The 16,353-nt window shown below is 64.3% G+C and carries 22 protein-coding genes; 9 read left to right on the plus strand and 13 right to left on the minus strand.

Going from position 1 to position 16,353, the window contains the following annotated elements; all coding sequences use genetic code 11:
• The coding region (locus A8B82_RS11905) for a VIT1/CCC1 transporter family protein (RefSeq protein WP_201120799.1) at nucleotides 1-211 on the minus strand (211 nt) is incomplete at its 3' end.
• Nucleotides 212-471: 260 nt separating this feature from the next.
• On the opposite strand from A8B82_RS11905, the gene A8B82_RS11910 reads away from it, so the two are divergent.
• Nucleotides 472-891 (plus strand): hypothetical protein, encoded by a 420-nt coding sequence (locus A8B82_RS11910; RefSeq protein ID WP_067292562.1) that lies wholly within the window; start codon nucleotides 472-474, stop codon nucleotides 889-891.
• Nucleotides 892-955: 64 nt separating this feature from the next.
• Here A8B82_RS11910 and ureG read toward each other — a convergent pair whose 3' ends face one another.
• The 8 genes from ureG to A8B82_RS11950 all read right to left on the minus strand — a co-directional run bounded on the left by ureG (nucleotide 956) and on the right by A8B82_RS11950 (nucleotide 6,274).
• On the minus strand, nucleotides 956-1,597 hold the full coding sequence (gene ureG / locus A8B82_RS11915; protein WP_067292563.1) for an urease accessory protein UreG: 642 nt from the start codon (nucleotides 1,595-1,597) through the stop codon (nucleotides 956-958).
• Nucleotides 1,594-2,241, minus strand: a complete 648-nt coding sequence (locus tag A8B82_RS11920; RefSeq protein WP_067292566.1) for an urease accessory protein UreF — start codon at nucleotides 2,239-2,241, stop codon at nucleotides 1,594-1,596. The genes ureG and A8B82_RS11920 overlap by 4 nt, the downstream gene beginning before the upstream one ends.
• Complete coding sequence (locus A8B82_RS11925; RefSeq protein ID WP_067292567.1) at nucleotides 2,231-2,725, minus strand: urease accessory protein UreE; 495 nt, start codon at nucleotides 2,723-2,725, stop codon at nucleotides 2,231-2,233. Before A8B82_RS11925 ends, A8B82_RS11920 begins: the two co-directional genes overlap by 11 nt.
• A gap of 15 nt (nucleotides 2,726-2,740) precedes the next feature.
• On the minus strand, nucleotides 2,741-4,450 hold the full coding sequence (ureC, locus tag A8B82_RS11930) for an urease subunit alpha (protein WP_067292570.1): 1,710 nt from the start codon (nucleotides 4,448-4,450) through the stop codon (nucleotides 2,741-2,743).
• A gap of 227 nt (nucleotides 4,451-4,677) precedes the next feature.
• Nucleotides 4,678-4,983, minus strand: coding sequence for an urease subunit beta (locus A8B82_RS11935; RefSeq protein ID WP_067292572.1), 306 nt, complete (start codon nucleotides 4,981-4,983; stop codon nucleotides 4,678-4,680).
• Nucleotides 4,980-5,192 carry a hypothetical protein gene (locus A8B82_RS11940; RefSeq protein WP_067292574.1) on the minus strand — a complete coding sequence of 71 codons (213 nt, stop codon included), beginning with the start codon at nucleotides 5,190-5,192 and terminating at the stop codon, nucleotides 4,980-4,982. Before A8B82_RS11940 ends, A8B82_RS11935 begins: the two co-directional genes overlap by 4 nt.
• 13 nt (nucleotides 5,193-5,205) lie before the next feature.
• Nucleotides 5,206-5,508 carry an urease subunit gamma gene (locus A8B82_RS11945; RefSeq protein WP_067292577.1) on the minus strand — a complete coding sequence of 101 codons (303 nt, stop codon included), beginning with the start codon at nucleotides 5,506-5,508 and terminating at the stop codon, nucleotides 5,206-5,208.
• Between the two features lies 1 nt (nucleotide 5,509).
• Nucleotides 5,510-6,274 (minus strand): urease accessory protein UreD, encoded by a 765-nt coding sequence (locus A8B82_RS11950; protein WP_235604680.1) that lies wholly within the window; start codon nucleotides 6,272-6,274, stop codon nucleotides 5,510-5,512.
• Nucleotides 6,275-6,753: 479 nt separating this feature from the next.
• Here A8B82_RS11950 and A8B82_RS23965 point away from each other — a divergent pair, with 479 nt between their 5' ends.
• The 3 genes from A8B82_RS23965 (at nucleotide 6,754) to A8B82_RS11960 (ending at nucleotide 7,590) form a co-directional block, all read left to right on the plus strand.
• Complete coding sequence (locus A8B82_RS23965; protein WP_138069749.1) at nucleotides 6,754-6,870, plus strand: hypothetical protein; 117 nt, start codon at nucleotides 6,754-6,756, stop codon at nucleotides 6,868-6,870.
• Between the two features lie 99 nt (nucleotides 6,871-6,969).
• Nucleotides 6,970-7,092 carry a hypothetical protein gene (locus tag A8B82_RS24680; protein ID WP_268873811.1) on the plus strand — a complete coding sequence of 41 codons (123 nt, stop codon included), beginning with the start codon at nucleotides 6,970-6,972 and terminating at the stop codon, nucleotides 7,090-7,092.
• A gap of 81 nt (nucleotides 7,093-7,173) precedes the next feature.
• Nucleotides 7,174-7,590: a DUF4112 domain-containing protein gene (locus tag A8B82_RS11960; protein WP_082899273.1), complete on the plus strand. Its 417-nt coding sequence runs from the start codon at nucleotides 7,174-7,176 to the stop codon at nucleotides 7,588-7,590.
• Between the two features lie 16 nt (nucleotides 7,591-7,606).
• Here A8B82_RS11960 and A8B82_RS11965 read toward each other — a convergent pair whose 3' ends face one another.
• Nucleotides 7,607-7,969: a VOC family protein gene (locus A8B82_RS11965; protein ID WP_067292584.1), complete on the minus strand. Its 363-nt coding sequence runs from the start codon at nucleotides 7,967-7,969 to the stop codon at nucleotides 7,607-7,609.
• A gap of 182 nt (nucleotides 7,970-8,151) precedes the next feature.
• Nucleotides 8,152-8,574: a nucleoside-diphosphate kinase gene (gene ndk, locus A8B82_RS11970; RefSeq protein ID WP_067292587.1), complete on the minus strand. Its 423-nt coding sequence runs from the start codon at nucleotides 8,572-8,574 to the stop codon at nucleotides 8,152-8,154.
• 105 nt (nucleotides 8,575-8,679) lie between these two features.
• On the opposite strand from ndk, the gene A8B82_RS11975 reads away from it, so the two are divergent.
• The 3 genes from A8B82_RS11975 to A8B82_RS11985 all read left to right on the plus strand — a co-directional run bounded on the left by A8B82_RS11975 (nucleotide 8,680) and on the right by A8B82_RS11985 (nucleotide 12,017).
• The gene (locus A8B82_RS11975) at nucleotides 8,680-10,539 is read left to right on the plus strand and encodes an ABC-F family ATP-binding cassette domain-containing protein (protein ID WP_201120801.1); all 1,860 of its coding nucleotides are present in this window, start codon (nucleotides 8,680-8,682) and stop codon (nucleotides 10,537-10,539) included.
• Nucleotides 10,540-10,648: 109 nt separating this feature from the next.
• Nucleotides 10,649-11,281 (plus strand): MarC family protein, encoded by a 633-nt coding sequence (locus A8B82_RS11980; protein WP_067292592.1) that lies wholly within the window; start codon nucleotides 10,649-10,651, stop codon nucleotides 11,279-11,281.
• A 154-nt stretch (nucleotides 11,282-11,435) separates the two neighbouring features.
• A complete protein-coding gene (locus A8B82_RS11985) occupies nucleotides 11,436-12,017 on the plus strand; it encodes a retropepsin-like aspartic protease family protein (RefSeq protein WP_067292594.1) in 582 nt (193 codons plus the stop codon).
• 27 nt (nucleotides 12,018-12,044) lie between these two features.
• Here the strand turns inward: A8B82_RS11985 and A8B82_RS11990 are convergent, their stop codons facing one another.
• Complete coding sequence (locus tag A8B82_RS11990; RefSeq protein ID WP_067292597.1) at nucleotides 12,045-12,503, minus strand: DNA polymerase III subunit chi; 459 nt, start codon at nucleotides 12,501-12,503, stop codon at nucleotides 12,045-12,047.
• Nucleotides 12,504-12,510: 7 nt separating this feature from the next.
• Nucleotides 12,511-13,983 carry a leucyl aminopeptidase gene (locus A8B82_RS11995; protein ID WP_067292600.1) on the minus strand — a complete coding sequence of 491 codons (1,473 nt, stop codon included), beginning with the start codon at nucleotides 13,981-13,983 and terminating at the stop codon, nucleotides 12,511-12,513.
• Nucleotides 13,984-14,130: 147 nt separating this feature from the next.
• On the opposite strand from A8B82_RS11995, the gene lptF reads away from it, so the two are divergent.
• The gene (gene lptF, locus A8B82_RS12000; RefSeq protein WP_067292601.1) at nucleotides 14,131-15,258 is read left to right on the plus strand and encodes an LPS export ABC transporter permease LptF; all 1,128 of its coding nucleotides are present in this window, start codon (nucleotides 14,131-14,133) and stop codon (nucleotides 15,256-15,258) included.
• Complete coding sequence (gene lptG / locus A8B82_RS12005; RefSeq protein ID WP_067292604.1) at nucleotides 15,255-16,352, plus strand: LPS export ABC transporter permease LptG; 1,098 nt, start codon at nucleotides 15,255-15,257, stop codon at nucleotides 16,350-16,352. Before lptF ends, lptG begins: the two co-directional genes overlap by 4 nt.
• Nucleotide 16,353: the final 1 nt, after the last annotated feature.

Below are 16,353 nucleotides of genomic sequence, written 5' to 3' on the forward strand. Positions count from 1 at the left end.
AGACATCTTCCCCCGCCGCCATCGACATGGCCCCCGCCACCAGCCCCGCAAGGCCCGCGATCAGGATCTCGGGCCGACCCGATCCTGCTGCCGCCACCCCCACCACGATGCTGGCGGTTGAGACCAGCCCGTCGTTTGCCCCCAGCACCGCGGCCCGCAGCCAGCCGATGCGGTGAACCAGATGCGCTTCGGAATGGGCTGAATGGGTCATGGGTACGTCCTTCGTGTCTCATCCGGGCTGATGCCCCTGTTACGCCAAGCCACGCCCCTGCGCCAGACCGCCCGGCCCCCGACGCCCTACGCCCTACCGGGATGCCGATGCGCGCCCGTTGCGGCAGAAAAAGGCGCATCGACCAATGCGGCCCCCGCGCCCCTTGCCAGCAGGCGGAATTCCATGTTCATGTATGACAGGGGCCGCGCCTGCGCCCGTGCGCGCGCCCCGAGTTTTATTGAAACGGAACGAGGTATGTCATGTCCCGTCTTTTGAAATCCATTGCCCTGTCTACTTCGCTTGCCCTATTCAGCGCCGGCACAGCCTGGGCCGCCGATCCGGTCCAGCAGCATAATTCCAACGCCGTCTGGTTCGAGAACTGGATCGGGCTGAGCAACGCCAGCATGGTTGTTGCCGCCCCCAACGGCAAGATCACCGAAATCTTTGCAAAATCCGGCACGCCGGTGTTCGAACTGAAACCCGGCGAGGTTCTGGATGGCGTTTATCGCTATGAACTGCGCGCCGCGACCGAGGAAAAGCAGGAAATCGTGAACCCGATCGACAACGGCCGGGGCGAATTGCAGACAGAATCCTTTGTGCCCTTTTACCGCACCGGTGCCTTCTTTGTGGAACGCGGCGTGATCGTCACGCCGAAAGAGGTCAAGGAAGAAGAAGGCTGAACGCTTCTCCGCTCAGCCATCCCATTCGGCTACAGGCCCGCGCTCCCGGCGCGGGCCTTTTGCATCAGGCATCTGCACTTTCGGGCTGCGGCATCTGCAACCCGCCGAGAGACAGCACATGGTCCACCACCTGCTGCACACCCGTCCCGTGCCGCAATGCACAGAACGCCACCGGCCTGTCCCCGCGCATCCGCGCCGCGTCACGGGCCATGACCTCAAGCGATGCGCCCACATGCGGGGCCAGATCGGTCTTGTTGATCACCAGCAGGTCCGATTTGGTGATCGCTGGCCCACCCTTGCGCGGGATCTCTTCGCCCGCCGCCACGTCGATGACATAGAGTGTCACATCCGCCAGTTCCGGGCTGAAGGTGGCAGAGAGGTTGTCACCGCCGCTTTCGATCAGCACCAGATCGAGGTCGGCGTGCCGTGCGCGCATCTGCGCGATGGCCGCCAGGTTGATCGAGGCATCCTCGCGGATCGCCGTATGCGGACAGCCCCCGGTTTCCACCCCGATCACCCGGTCCTGCGGCAGGATCTGCATGCGCATCAGCGCCTCCGCATCCTCCTGCGTGTAAATGTCATTGGTGATCACCCCAATCGACAGCGCCGGGTGAAAGACACGGGCGAGTGCGGCGGTCAGCGTGGTCTTGCCCGCGCCCACCGGGCCGCCGATCCCGATCCGCAAAGGGCCATTCATCGAAGTCATGATCTGAATATCCTGTGTTCAAGGGTTTCGTGCCGCATCGCGGCCACGTCAGACAAAAAGGCGCTGCTGGCCAGATCGTCGAGGCCCATGCCGTGGCTCTGTGCAACAACCTGTTCCACCAGCGGGCTGAGCGCCGCAAGGCAGGCCTGCCCCTCTGTCTGGCCCAGCGGCACCAGCCGCACCGCCGCCGAGACCAGATTGCCGGCAAAGGCCTGAAGGTACATCCGCGCGGTCAGTTCCAGCGGCAGCGCCATCCGCCCGGCGGCATAGCCCACTGCAACGGGGTGTGTGAGGTCAGGCAGCGCGCCGCCCCAGATCGCGGCAGTGGTCCGCGCAAACGCCCCGCCCTGCACCTGCGTTTCCGCCAGCCGTTCGGCGCTGCTGGCAAAGGCGCGGGCATGGGCATCCACCTGGGCCACTTCATCCACGCTTTCGCAGGCATGGGCGGCGCGGATCAGAATGCAATCACTGCGCCCGGTGCCATGGGCCAGCACGTCCTCCAACCATTCCTGCAGGCGCGCGGCACTGTCGATCTGGCCGGTTGCAATCGCCATCTCCAGCCCGTGCGAATAGGCAAAGGACCCCAGCGGATAGCCGGGCGAAAACCATTGCGCGAGGGTCAGGATGGCGGCGTCAGTGGTCATGCGCCGTTTTCCCGTGTTCATGGCTGTGCGTGCGCCCATGGCCATAGGCACCGCCCTCGGGCGTGAAGGGGGCCGTGACCTCCGTCAGGCTCGCGCCCACATGTTCCAGCATATGGCCGATCACCGGATCGTTCTGGATCAACAGATGATCCTGCGCGATCTGGCAGGGCGTGTGCCGGTTGCCGATGTGCCAGGCCAGCCGCGCCAGTTCCGGGCCGGTGACACGCAGCAGCGATTCCTCTGCCGCGCGGACAAGGATATGGGTGCCGTCCTCCAGCACCAGCGCATCGCCATCTTCCAGCGAAGTTGTCTGCGGCAGGTCAACGACAAACGGCCGGCCCTCCAGCGTTTCCAACCGCTTGCGGCGCAGAAACCGCCCGTCGTAATCCAGCAGGCAGATTTCGGCAGGACCGGACCAATGGCCCTGTTTCAGATGGGTCTGCGCCAGGGGCAGCGTTCTTGTCCTTTCGGCGGTCTGTGTCATCCTCGGCTTCCTTTCTCAGAACATGAAATAGCGTTGCGCCATCGGCAGCACCTCTGCCGGGGCGCAGGTCAGCAATTCGCCGTCGGCGCGCACCTCATAGGTTTCGGGGTCCACCTCGACCTTCGGGGTGGCGTCGTTCAGCAGCAGGTCCTTCTTGCCGATATTGCGGGTATTCGCGACGGCAACGGTCTGTTTGGCCAACCCCAGCTTGCCCCGAATGCCATCCGCCTGCGCCGCGCCCGAGACGAAGGTGATGCTGGAGTGTTCCAGCGACCGCCCGTAGGCCCCGAACATGGGCCGCGTATAGACCGGCTGCGGCGTGGGGATCGACGCATTGGGGTCACCCATCTGCGCCACGACAATGGTGCCACCCATCAGCACCATTTCCGGTTTCACACCAAAGAACGCCGGGCTCCACAGCACCAGATCGGCCCGCTTGCCCACCTCGATGGAGCCGACAACATGGGAAACCCCCTGCGCAATCGCAGGATTGATGGTGTATTTCGCGATATAGCGGCGGACGCGGAAATTGTCGTTCTCGCCGGTCTCCTCCGCCAGACGCCCGCGCTGTTTCTTCATCTTGTCGGCGGTCTGCCAGGTGCGGATCAGCACCTCGCCCACGCGCCCCATGGCCTGACTGTCGCTGGCGATGATCGAAAACGCCCCCATGTCATGCAGGATGTCTTCCGCCGCAATTGTCTCCCGCCGGATGCGGCTTTCGGCGAATGCGATATCCTCGGGGATCGACTTGTCCAGATGGTGGCAGACCATCAGCATGTCCAGATGCTCTTCCAGCGTGTTCACGGTGAACGGCCGCGTCGGGTTGGTGGAGGACGGCAGGACAAAGCTTTCGCCGCAGATCTTTATGATATCCGGCGCATGGCCGCCGCCCGCCCCTTCGGTGTGGAATGCATGGATGGTGCGACCCTTCATCGCGCCCACGGTATGTTCGACAAAGCCGCTTTCGTTCAGCGTATCGGTGTGGATCATCACCTGCACATCCATATCGTCGGCCACGCTGAGGCAGCAGTCGATGGCGGCGGGGGTGGTGCCCCAGTCCTCATGCAGCTTCAACGCCGATGCGCCGCCCTTGACCATTTCCACCAGCGCCTCCGGCTGGCTGGCGTTGCCCTTGCCCGAAAGCCCGACGTTCATCGCGATGCCGTCAAAGGCCTGCAACATCCGCCCGATGTGCCAGGGCCCCGGCGTGCAGGTGGTGGCCAGTGTGCCATGGGCCGGGCCAGTGCCGCCGCCAAAACAGGTGGTGACGCCGGAATGCAGCGAATCCTCCATCTGCTGCGGGCAGATGAAGTGGATGTGACTGTCCACGCCCCCCGCCGTCAGAATGCGGCCCTCGCCCGCGATAATCTCTGTTCCGGGGCCGATGATGATATCCACGCCCGGTTGCGTGTCCGGGTTGCCCGCCTTGCCGATGGCATGGATCAACCCGTCTTTCAGCGCCACATCGGCCTTGAAGATGCCCGCATGGTCGATGATCAGCGCATTGGTGATGACGGTATCGACTGCGCCGCCCGCCCGCGTCACCTGAGACTGCCCCATGCCGTCGCGGATCACCTTGCCGCCGCCGAATTTCACCTCTTCGCCGTAGGTGGTCAGGTCACGTTCGACTTCGATCACCAGATCGGTATCGGCCAGCCGCACCCGGTCGCCGGTGGTGGGGCCATACATGGCGGCATATTGCGCGCGGGGGATGGATGTTGGCATGTCAGGCTCCTGGTTTCTTCAACGAATTTTCTTGCAGTCCCGCCCGGACGACAGGCCGGGCCGCGCCCGACCCTCCCGTCGAACCGAAGGTTTGCCTCCGGCAAAACGGAAGGGCGCATTTGCACCGGTGCGACAGGCGAAGCCGTTACACCGGGTCGCGGGCGCGCATTCCCAAAACGAGTGCGGCAGCGCCCACCCAGGCTCGGTCGCGGCCCTCAACGCTGCCATCATAGTGCCCCCATGACCTTGCCATTGAACCCGAACACCACACGCTTGCCGCCATAAGGCACCAATGCCACCTCGCGGCGCTGGCCGGGTTCGAAGCGCACGGCGGTGCCTGCGGCGATGTCCAGACGGCGCCCATTGGCTGCGGCGCGGTCAAATTCCAGCGCCGGGTTGGTTTCGGCGAAATGATAATGGCTGCCCACCTGCACCGGGCGATCACCGGTATTGGCGACCATCAGCACCACCGCATCGGCACCTTCGTTCAGGGTGATGTCGCCTGCGGCGGGGATCACTTCGCCGGGGATCATTTGCGGCGATCCCGCATGTTGCGCGCCCGGATGGCCGCACGCCCCGCCGTCACCGCGACGGCAGTGACAATGGCGAGCATGCCCAGCACCAGTGGCAGCCATGCCACCGCACCGTCCGAAACATGCGGATGCAGGTGCAGCCCCGCATCGGTATGGGCGGCCACCGGGGCGGCCAGGACGGCAAGGCCAAGGGTAGGAATGATTTTCATGGCAGTTTCCTTTTCAGCGGATCGGGTTGTGAACGGTCACCAGCTTGGTGCCATCGGGAAAGGTCGCCTCGACCTGTACGTCGTGGATCATCTCGGCGATGCCTTCCATGCATTGATCGCGGGTCAGCACATGGCCGCCCGCCTCCATCATGTCGGCCACGGAGCGGCCGTCACGCGCGCCCTCGACAACGGTGTCGGTGATCAGGGCGATGGCCTCGGGGTGGTTCAGCTTCACCCCCCGCGCCAACCTCTTGCGCGCCACTTCGGCGGCCATGGCCACCAGCAGCTTGTCCTTTTCCCTTGGGGTCAGTTGCATCTCAAAGTCTCCAGTTCATCGGCAGGTGCCCAGTGTTCAACAGCATCAAGGCGGGGATCAGGGTGCGGCGCAGCTCGAAACTGTCCGTCGCCAGCAGGCGCGCCACCAGCACCCCGCCCGGCAACAGGCTGGCCGCCGCCGTATCGGGCAGCAAGGCGCGCAAGGGCCCCAACTGGGCCTCGGCCTGCGTGCTGACAAAGACCAGCGTCGCCACCGCCCCTGCCCCCCCCGCAATGGCGGGCCGCGCCAGATGGGCCTGCACATCCCCGTCCAGCGCGATGCCGTCCAGATAGACCGGCGCGCCGTCGCGGTTGATGCGGATGCGGTCGCGCAGATGTGCGGCATGCAGCACCTCGCCCATCGCGGCGCGGCCAAAGACGAGGGTTTCCACCATCAGCAGCGATGCATCATTGGCCAGATCAACCGTCAGACGCCGGTTCAGCGCCGCATGGTCAAACAGGATGGTCTCCTGTGGCAACCAGTTCACCCGCGCCCCCGCCGCGACCGTCAGCCGGGTCTCGATGCACCCGACCTCGCCCGGTTGCGCCCGGTAGATCCGTTCCGCCGCCTGTGTGCTCAGCGTCAGGCAGGCGCCGGGACCCGCCGCCGCGTCGAGGTGCAGCCGGTCGCCCCCGGTCACACCGCCCGCCGTGTTCACGATCACCGCCTCGACATCCGGGCGGAAAACGCGCGGTAACACCAGCTTCATCGCCCCCGACTGGCGCAGGTTGGCCAGCCGCGTCACCCCGCCCGCGTCGGCGCGCACAGCGATGCTGCCAGCGCCACGGGTGCGGGGCTGAAGCGGGGCGGCATCAAGCCAGTCCTGCGGCGCAAAAGAAGTGATCGGCTGTCCTTTCCCGTATGGTTGCCGATCAACCTACCGCCCTCGACCGCCGCTGCAATTATTTGCGCGGGCCTGCGGGGCTTTTCGCCCGTTTTCAGGTCACAGTGATCATTTTTTGTGCAAAGCCACCTGCCACCGCTTGCCTGCGGCGGGTGCAGACCGCATCAAGAAAGCATGTCGGCCTTTGCCCCTCTCGCCCTCCGATCAGACGCGCTGACGGCGCAGATTCTGCCTTATGGTGCATCGCTGGTCCGCCTGCATCTGCGGGGCAGCCCGGACAACCTCGTGCTGGGGTTTGCCGACCCGCAGGATCACGCCCGGCTGGTGCTGCGCGCTAAACTGGCGGATGGCGAGGGCGGGTTGCCGGCAACCGCGCCCTTTGACCCTTCCATGCCTTCGCGCTGGAACCGCAAGACTGGCCCGACGCCCCGCACCATGCGCATTTCCCGCAGGTCACGCCAGCGCCGGGCGAGACCTGGCAGCAGACGACCAGTTACCGGATCACTTCGGCACCATAACGCCATATTTTTGCCGCAATTAAGCCCCGCTGTCGGCAAGGTCTTGCGCAAGCCTGTGATCCGGGCGCAGGACCCGCGCCTGAAAACAGGAGCAGTCATATGGCCCGCCATGACCCCGACCCGATACCCCAACCGCCAAAACCGGCCCCATCGCCGGACCAGACCCTGGCACAAAAGCCCAAACCCAAACCACCGCTGATCACCGACTACGCAAGTATCTGAGCAGCCTCCGACGGTCTTTCCCCTTGATTCCTTCAACTTGCACGCCAGTTTTTCGGTGTAAGACCAGGAAGGACCGCACCATTGGAACACCACGCCCACACCAGCGACCTGGCGCGCCTGCGCCGCCTCGCGACCCGTATGGACACCCAGTTTCGTCTGCCCGGCACCGGCATCCGCTTCGGCTGGGACGCCGTTCTGGGTCTTGTGCCCGGCGTCGGTGACACGCTCGCGCTTTTGCCTTCTGCTTACATCATGCAACAATCGCATCGCCTTGGCGCGCCGAAACCGCTTTTGGCGCGGATGGCGCTGAACACCGGCATCGACCTTGTGATCGGCTCTGTGCCGCTGGTCGGCGATATCTTCGACATCGGCTGGAAATCCAAGATCCGCAACGTGGACCTGCTGGAGCGCCACCTCAGACAGCAGGCCGCCCGCGCGCCCGACACCCCGCAGGTCGAAGGCGCGCTGTCCTCGCACCATCCCACCTTGCGCGGCTAGCGTCGGAGGCAATTCATCAGGTCACAAAGACCCGGCTTGAGACCTGAATGGAATTGTTCGACGGGTCCTTGGCGTTGGCAAAACTGTATCCTTCCGCTTGATGGATCTTTCCGAATGCCAACCCATCGGCTCTTGCAGCATCGCAGAACGCCGCGACATCTTCGACGTCGAAGACCAGCTTGACCAGAACCTGCCCTTCTTTCTGCTTTGCAGCCGCTGGATGCAAGAGAATGGTCAGCCCCGTGCTTTGCGGCACCAGTTCCACAATGCGGTCCCTTTCGGCGCGCTTCACCGAAAATCCGAAGTGCCGGGCATAGAAATCAGCCATCTGGTCGATCTTGCCCGTATAGATCACGATCCGGCCGAGTGCAGGTGCCATCGCCTGTTCCTTCAAAAGCTCCAATCGCGACCGCCATAGCACAAACAGGTGCCCAAGGCGCGCCCGGTCGGAAAATCGGCGGCCAAAAACGCCAACGCCCCCGCAGTTTCCCGCGAGGGCGTCAATAATCCGGGGCGTTCAAAGGCGATACAATGCGCGCCCTCAGCCAGACATGGCCTGCCTCAGCCGACCAGTTCCAGACCGGAGAAGAAATAGGCGATCTCCACTGCTGCCGTCTCCGGCGCGTCCGAGCCGTGCACGGAGTTTTCGCCAACGCTTTCGGCAAATTCGGCGCGGATGGTGCCTGCTTCGGCATCGGCGGGGTTGGTGGCCCCCATCACTTCACGGTTCTTGGCAATGGCGCCTTCGCCTTCCAGAACCTGTGCCACGATCGGCGCGGAAGCCATGAATTCGCACAGCTCGTCATAGAAGGGACGTTCCGCATGCACCTTGTAGAACTCGCCCGCCTGCGCCTTGGTCAGGTGGATACGTTTCTGCGCCACGATGCGCAGACCGGCATCCTCGAACTTCTTGTTGATGGCGCCGGTCAGGTTGCGGCGGGTGGCGTCGGGCTTGACGATCGAAAATGTACGCTCAAGGGCCATGTGGCTTGCTCCTTCGGGGTGTTGAATTTGGCGCTCCCTAGCATGGGGTCCGGGGCTTGAAAAGCCGCGATTGACGGGGCCTGCAACTTGGTCCACACCGCGCGCATGTTACGCATTTCCGAAATCAACTATTCCGTCGAGGGCCGTCCGCTCTTTGAAGAGGCAAGCGCCGTCATCCCCGAAGGTCACAAGGTTGGCCTTGTCGGGCGCAATGGCGCGGGCAAAACCACGCTGTTCCGCATCATCCGGGGCGAGCTGGGCCTTGATGCCGGGGCCATCAGCCTGCCCAGCCGGGCCAAGATCGGCGGCGTCGCCCAGGAAGTTCCTTCCTCGGATGTTTCGCTGATCGACACGGTGCTGGCCGCCGACACCGAACGCGCGGCGCTGATGCAGGAAGCCGAGACCGCCCAGGACCCCGGCCGCATCGCCGACATCCAGGCGCGGTTGGCCGACATCGACGCCTGGTCCGCCGAAGGGCGCGCCGCCTCGATCCTCAAGGGTCTGGGCTTTGACGATGCCGAACAGCAGATGCCCTGCTCCGACTTTTCGGGCGGCTGGCGCATGCGCGTGGCGCTGGCGGGGGTGCTCTTTGCCCAGCCCGATCTGCTGTTGCTGGACGAGCCGACCAACTATCTCGACCTTGAAGGCGCGCTGTGGCTGGAAAGCTATCTGGCAAAATACCCCCATACGGTCATCATCATCAGCCACGACCGTGGTCTGCTGAACCGCGCCGTCAACGGCATCCTGCATCTCGAAGACCGCAAGCTGACCTTCTATCAGGGCCCCTACGACCAATTCGCCCGCCAGCGCGCCGAACAACGCGCCGTGCAGGCGGCGATGGCCAAGAAACAACAGGCCCGCCGTGACCACATGCAATCCTTCGTGGACCGGTTCAAGGCCAAGGCCTCCAAGGCCAAACAGGCCCAGTCCCGCCTCAAGATGATCGAGAAGATGGACATGATCTCGACCCCCGAACAGGCGGCGAAACGGGTCTTCACCTTCCCGGAACCGGAGGAACTCTCGCCGCCCATCATCTCCATCGAGGGCGGCTCCACCGGCTACACCGCCGGTCAGCCGGTGCTGTCACGGCTGAACCTGCGCATCGACCAGGACGACCGCATCGCGCTTCTGGGCAAGAACGGCCAGGGCAAATCCACCCTGTCGAAACTGCTGTCGGACCGGCTGGTGCTGATGGACGGCAAGGCGGTCAAGGCCAACAAGCTGCGCATCGGCTTTTTCGCCCAGCACCAGGTCGATGAATTGCACATCACCGAAACCCCGTTGCAACACATGATCAGCGCCCGCCCCGGCGTGCTGCATTCGAAACTGCGCGCGCAGCTTGCGGGTTTCGGCCTTGGCGCCGATCAGGCCGAAACCGAAGTGGGCCGCCTGTCGGGTGGCCAGAAGGCGCGCCTGTCGCTGCTGCTGGCGACGCTGGACGCCCCGCACCTGCTGATCCTCGACGAACCGACCAACCACCTCGACATTGAATCCCGCGAGGCGCTGGTGGAGGCGCTGACGCAATATTCCGGCGCGGTGATCCTGGTCAGCCACGACATGCACCTGCTGTCCATGGTGGCCGACCGGCTCTGGCTGGTCTCGGACGGCACCGTAACCCCCTACGAGGAAGACCTCGAAAGCTACCGCAAGATGTTGCTGCAGCCGACCCGTCCGGTCAGCAAGAACAGCAAGCCCAAGGAAGCCCCCAAAGAGAAGCGCGCCAGCCGCGAAGATATCCTTGTCCTGCGCTCGGAAGTCCGCAAATCCGAATCCCGCGTTGAGAAAATCAACGAAATGCGCGATAAACTGGCCAGGAAACTGGCCGATCCCGCCCTCTACGAGGACACCAAGGTGGGCGAGCTTGAAGTCTGGAACAAGAAATACGCCGAAGTGATGCAAGCGCTCGAACGTGCTGAAACACTCTGGCTGTCGGCACAGGAAAAGCTGGAGAAAGCCACCGCCTGACTTTCTTTTTGGCAAGAAATATTCCCGGGGGTATCGGCCCCGGGCCGATGGGGGCAGCGCCCCCGCAAAACAATGTAATGGGCGCAGCCCGCAATCGGATCACGGCAGCATGACGCTCGACACCGCCTATATGATCACGGCCCTGGTCACCATGTTCGTGGTGATCGACCCGATCGGCATTGCCCCCCTCTTCATCGCCCTGACGCCTGGCATGACACGCGCCCAGCGGCGACGCGTAGCCTGGCGGGCGGTGCTGGTCGCCGGGTTCGTGCTGACCCTCTTTGCCTTTCTGGGCGAGGCGGTGCTGGGCTTCATCGGCATCTCCATGCCTGCCTTCCGGGTCGCGGGGGGCATCCTGCTGTTCCTGACGGCGCTCGACATGCTGTTCGAGCGGCGCACCAAACGGCGCGAGGACCGCACCGACGAGACCTCCGTCGATGACCCTTCGGTCTTTCCGCTGGCGATCCCGCTGATGGCCGGTCCCGGCTCCATCGCCTCGGTGATCCTGCTGACCGGCGAGCGACCGGGGGCCGAGGGGCTGGTCACCGTGCTGGGGATCACCGCGCTGACGCTTGTGGTGATGGCGTTGCTGTTACAGGCCTCCAGCTATCTTGAACATGTGATCGGCAAGACCGGGATCGACGTGATCACCCGGTTACTGGGCATGTTGCTTGCCGCGCTTTCGGTGCAATTCGTGCTCGACGGGCTCAGCGCCTTCGGTTTTGGCCCCGGCACGGGCTGACACCACCGCCGGTCGCGCCTATATCTCAAAGCGCCCCGCCTTGAACTTGATACGCCAATACCCTGCCGCGCTGCGCGCTCTCGGGAGATTGGCGAAGTGATATGTTTCAGGTTAAAGGCGGGACGCTGTAAGCCAGCAGGAGGTGATGCGAGACATGGGCGACATCGACACAATGCAATTGATCTACCTGATCGTACTGGGCGCGATGGTGGCCGGCTGGTTCTTTCTGCAATCGCGCGAAAGCCTGAACCGCAGCCTGCAATATGCCGCCGTCTGGGGCATGATCTTTGTCGGCGGGGCCGCCGCCGTGGGCCTGTGGCAGGACATCAGCCGCGACGCGCGACGCCCGCAGATGGTGCTGACCGGCGGCGACCGGATCGTGGTGCCCAAATCGCGCGACAGCCACTACTACCTCACGCTTGACATCAACGACACGCCGATCCGTTTCGTGGTGGACACCGGTGCCACCGATCTGGTGCTGACCCAGGCCGATGCCCGCAGCGCCGGGATCGACCCCGACAGCCTGAATTTCCACGGCAGCGCCAATACCGCCAATGGCACGGTGCGCACTGCCTTTGTCCGGCTGGATACCGTCACCCTGGGCGACGTCACCGATACCAATGTCGCCGCCGTGGTGAACGCGGGCGAGATGCAGCAATCGCTGCTGGGCATGGGTTACCTGCAACGCTGGGGCCGCATCGAAATCACCGGTGGAGAGTTGATCCTGACGCGTTAAGGGCGCGCGGGCGGCGTTGTCAGGCGCTCAGGTCTCCGCCTTTTTCTCCCAACGGCCTGATTCCTCTGACCAGTATTGGGCCGAGGCACCCGCTTCCTTCAGCGTCTTCCATTGGGCGCGGGCGCGGGTCAGGGCGGCTTCGTCATCGCCATCGAACAACACGCAGACCCGTTCCAGCGCCGCAACCTCCTCTGCCGTCACCTCGGCCCCATGCACGGACATGACGCAGGCGGGGGTGTTCGCGGCCTCGGCGGCCGTGGTCAACAGCACCGGCTGCGCGGCATCATGCGGCCCGCCTGCCATGCCATGCGGCAGGAACCCGTCGTCGGGGCCCAGCCACAGCGCGCGGTCCAAGGCCTCCAGCCCCGCCAGATCCGGGCCGCGCACGGCCACGCGCCAACCCTGGGCCTGTGACCTGTCCAGCAGCATCCGCAAAGTGTCGACCAATGGCCGCCGCGTCAGGTGATAGAAATAGGCCGCCCCCATCGCCGGTTCACTCCGTCTCGAAGCGGTCGGCCACCAGCCGGTTCAGTGCTGCAACGCCCCAGCCTGTCGCCCCTGTGGGGGCCAGCGCCGTCTCCGACTTGACCGAGGCAACCCCGGCGATGTCGAGGTGTATCCATGGGGTCTCTTCCTTGACGAAGCGTTGCAGGAACTGGGCCGCGGTGATCGACCCCGCCGCACGGCCGCCGATGTTCTTCATATCCGCGATCCGGCTTTTCAGCAGGTCGTCATAGGCCTGACCCAGTGGCATCCGCCATGCGCCTTCGCCCTCGGTCTCCGCCGCCTTGAGGAAATCAGCGCAGAACCCGTCATTGTTGGAAAAGACCCCGGCGTTTTCATGGCCAAGCCCCACGATGATCGCGCCGGTCAGCGTCGCGAGATCAACCATCGCGGCGGGTTTGAACCGGTCCTGCGCGTACCACATCACGTCGCAGAGCACCAAACGCCCCTCGGCGTCGGTATTGATGACCTCGACCGTGTCCCCCTTCATCGAGGTGATCACATCGCCCGGACGGGTGGCATTGCCCGACGGCATGTTCTCGACCAACCCCACCAGACCCACGACATTGGCCTTGGCCTTGCGCAGCGCAAGGCTGCGCATCACGCCGGCCACAACGCCTGCGCCGCCCATGTCCATGGTCATGTCTTCCATGCCGGCACCGGGTTTCAGGCTGATCCCGCCGGTGTCGAACACCACCCCCTTGCCGACCAGTGCCAGCGGTGCCGCATCCTTGGCCCCGCCTTCCCAGCGCATCACCACCACTTTGGACGGGCTGTCGGAGCCCTGCCCCACGCAGAGCAGCGTGCGCATGCCCAGCTTTTCAAGCGCTGCCTCTTCAAGCACCTCGACCTTGAGGCCGAGCTTTTCCATCGCGGCAAGCCGGTCGGCGAATTCGGTTGTCGTCAGCACGTTGGCGGGGGCGTTGATCAGGTCCCGGGTCATGAAGGCCCCTTCGGCCACCGCCATCAGCGGCGCGGCCTCTGCCTGCGCCTCTTCGGGCTTGCTGCACATCACGGTCACGGTGCCCTCGCGGTCTTTCGGCGCGCTCTTGTGGTCTTCGAACCCGTAGTCGCGCATGGCAAGGCCAAAGGCCATTTCCGCCACCCGGCGCATGCCCGCCGCCAGCACCAGCAGGTCAGCGGTGCCGCGCGCCTTGGCCAGGCTTGCACCTGCGCGGCGCGCCTCCTTGACGCTGATACGGCGCGGCAGGTGGATCACATCCACCGCCTCCGCCGCCAATCCGGCGGGATAGGCCATCGCCACACCCTGCCCCGGCTTCATCTGCGCGAACTTCTCGCCCTCGACCAGACGCGCCAGCGCCCCGCGCATCAGCTTGTTGACCCGCCGCGCGCCCGCGTCCAGACGCCCCTCCGGGTTGACGAAAACAGCGATCCGGCCCTTGTGGCTGGCGATCTTGTCGATGTCGGTTTGGGAAAAGCTGATCGGGGTGAGGTCGGTCATGAAAGGGCCCTTGTTCTGGTTTCCCGCAAAGACCTAGCGCGCCTGCCCGCCCATGACCAGATATCAGTTTTCCCCCCGCAGCTTTTACATTAATGTCGCATTCAACATCGCCGTCAGAGCGCCGGATGACACCTTGGGGGGATCGCAGTGGCCAGACTTGACCGCTACATGCTGTCGCAGTTTCTGCTGCTGTTCGGCTTTTTTGCGCTGGTTCTGGTGGCGCTGTTCTGGATCAACCGGGCGGTTTTGCTGTTCGACCGGCTGATCGGCGATGGCCAGTCCGCGCTGGTGTTCCTGGAATTCACCGCCCTTGGCCTGCCCAAGCTGATCCTGACCGTGCTGCCGATCGCCACCTTTGCCGGTGCAGCCTATGTCACCAACCGGATGAGCAGCGAAAGCGAGCTGACCGTACTGCAATCGACCGGCTCCGGCCCCTGGCGGCTGGCGCGGCCCGTCTTTGTCTACGGTCTGTGCGTGGCCGGCATGATGTCCGTGCTCAGCCATTTTCTGGTGCCGATGGCGCAGGGTCAGCTCAGCCAGCGCGAGACCGAGATTTCCCAGAACGTCACTGCGCGCCTGCTGACCGAAGGCACCTTCCTGCATCCGGGCGAGAACGTCACATTCTACACCCGGCTGATCGACACCGACGGCGTGTTGCGCGACGTTTTCCTGTCAGACCGGCGCAATCCCGACGAAGGGGTGATCTATACCGCCGCCGAAGCCTATCTGGTGCGCAACGGCGAAGGCACCACGCTGATCATGGTGGACGGGCTGGCACAGCGCCTGAACCGCGACACCAAACGGCTGGCCACGGCCAAATTCCGGGACTTTTCCTTTGATATCTCGGCGCTTGTCAGCAAATCCGCAGGGCGGCGCATTTCGGTGCCAAACCGGACAACCCCGGCTTTCCTGACCTCCTGGGACCAACTGTCAGAGGACTCGGGCGACAGCCTGGGCACGATTGCGGAAGAGTTTCATTCCCGCTTTGCCCAGCCCCTGTTCTGCGTGGTGGCGGCGATGGTCGGCTTTTCCACCCTGCTGCTGGGCGGATTCTCGCGCTTTGGGGTCTGGCGCGAGGTCGTCATCGCCTTTGGCTTGCTGATCGCAATCGACGGGTTTCGCGGCGCGCTGGTGGACGAGGTGCTGACCGACCCGTCCAACTGGCCGCTGATGTACATGCCGGTCCTTGTCGGGACAATCCTGGTGGTGGCGATGCTGTCGGTGGCATCGCGGCCCAGCCTGTTGCGGCGCCGACGGCGGGGGGCTGCGGCATGATCCTGCATCTGTATTTCGCCCGGCGTTTTGCCATCACCTTTGTCACCATCACCGCCATACTGTTTGCACTGGTGATGCTGGTCGATGCGGTCGAACAGGCGCGCCGCTTTGGCAGCTATGACCTGGGATGGCAACGCATCCTGGGGCTGACCCTGTTGAACACACCGCAGACCATCAACCTGATCCTGCCGCTGATCATGATCCTTGCCACCGTGGCATTGTTCATCTCGCTGGCCCGGTCATCTGAAATGGTGGTGACGCGGGCCGCGGGCCGGTCCGCCCTGCGCGCGCTGATCGCGCCCGTGGTGGTGGCGCTGATCATCGGGGTGATGGCGGTGGGCATGCTGAACCCCATCGTTGCGGCCACCAACAACCGCTACCTGCAATTGTCCGAAAGCTACCGCGCTGACGGGGCCTCTGCCCTGTCGATCAGCGACGAAGGGCTGTGGCTGCGCCAGGGCAATGTCGATGGCCAGACCGTGATCCGCGCCTGGCGCTCGAATGCCGATGCATCGGTGCTTTATGACGTGACCTTTATCACCTATGAGCACGACAAGGGGCCGGTGCGCAGGATCGAGGCCGGATCAGCCGCCCTGACCGACCGCGAATGGCGGTTGCGCGACGCCAAGTCATGGCCGCTGGAGGCCGGGGTCAATGCCGAAGGCAGTGCCACCACCCACGACCTGCTGACCATTCCGTCCTCTCTGACGGTGGAGCGCATCCGCGAAAGCATCGGCGCGCCGGGTGCGGTGTCGATCTATGACCTGCCCGAATTCATCCGGCAGCTTGAGCAGGCAGGCTTCAGCCCGCGCAAGCACCAGGTCTGGCTTCAGGCCGAATTCGCGCGGCCGTTTTTCCTGATAGCCATGGTTCTTGTTGCGAGCGCCTTCACCATGCGGCATACCAGATTTGGTGGTACAGGGGTCGCTGTACTGGCATCTGTGCTATTGGGGTTCACGTTGTATTTCATTCGCAGCTTCGCGCAAATCCTTGGTGAGAACGGGCAGATTCCCGTTCTTCTGGCCGCCTGGGCCCCGCCTGCGGTTGCGATCCTGCTGGCACTTGGCCTGCTCCTGCATGCAGAGGATGGCTGAG

This window comes from Sulfitobacter sp. EhC04, assembly GCF_001650875.1.
In the GTDB taxonomy this organism is placed as follows: domain Bacteria; phylum Pseudomonadota; class Alphaproteobacteria; order Rhodobacterales; family Rhodobacteraceae; genus Sulfitobacter.

Coding starts and splice junctions, on each gene's coding strand:
- A8B82_RS11910 (WP_067292562.1), top strand. CDS start 472: ATGTCCCGTCTTTTGAAATCCATTGCCCTGTCTACTTCGCTTGCCCTA.
- ureG (WP_067292563.1), bottom strand. CDS start 1,597: ATGACTTCGATGAATGGCCCTTTGCGGATCGGGATCGGCGGCCCGGTG.
- A8B82_RS11920 (WP_067292566.1), bottom strand. CDS start 2,241: ATGACCACTGACGCCGCCATCCTGACCCTCGCGCAATGGTTTTCGCCC.
- A8B82_RS11925 (WP_067292567.1), bottom strand. CDS start 2,725: ATGACACAGACCGCCGAAAGGACAAGAACGCTGCCCCTGGCGCAGACC.
- ureC (WP_067292570.1), bottom strand. CDS start 4,450: ATGCCAACATCCATCCCCCGCGCGCAATATGCCGCCATGTATGGCCCC.
- A8B82_RS11935 (WP_067292572.1), bottom strand. CDS start 4,983: ATGATCCCCGGCGAAGTGATCCCCGCCGCAGGCGACATCACCCTGAAC.
- A8B82_RS11940 (WP_067292574.1), bottom strand. CDS start 5,192: ATGAAAATCATTCCTACCCTTGGCCTTGCCGTCCTGGCCGCCCCGGTG.
- A8B82_RS11945 (WP_067292577.1), bottom strand. CDS start 5,508: ATGCAACTGACCCCAAGGGAAAAGGACAAGCTGCTGGTGGCCATGGCC.
- A8B82_RS24680 (WP_268873811.1), top strand. CDS start 6,970: ATGGCCCGCCATGACCCCGACCCGATACCCCAACCGCCAAAACCGGCC.
- A8B82_RS11965 (WP_067292584.1), bottom strand. CDS start 7,969: ATGGCACCTGCACTCGGCCGGATCGTGATCTATACGGGCAAGATCGAC.
- ndk (WP_067292587.1), bottom strand. CDS start 8,574: ATGGCCCTTGAGCGTACATTTTCGATCGTCAAGCCCGACGCCACCCGC.
- A8B82_RS11975 (WP_201120801.1), top strand. CDS start 8,680: ATGTTACGCATTTCCGAAATCAACTATTCCGTCGAGGGCCGTCCGCTC.
- A8B82_RS11980 (WP_067292592.1), top strand. CDS start 10,649: ATGACGCTCGACACCGCCTATATGATCACGGCCCTGGTCACCATGTTC.
- A8B82_RS11985 (WP_067292594.1), top strand. CDS start 11,436: ATGGGCGACATCGACACAATGCAATTGATCTACCTGATCGTACTGGGC.
- A8B82_RS11990 (WP_067292597.1), bottom strand. CDS start 12,503: ATGGGGGCGGCCTATTTCTATCACCTGACGCGGCGGCCATTGGTCGAC.
- A8B82_RS11995 (WP_067292600.1), bottom strand. CDS start 13,983: ATGACCGACCTCACCCCGATCAGCTTTTCCCAAACCGACATCGACAAG.
- lptG (WP_067292604.1), top strand. CDS start 15,255: ATGATCCTGCATCTGTATTTCGCCCGGCGTTTTGCCATCACCTTTGTC.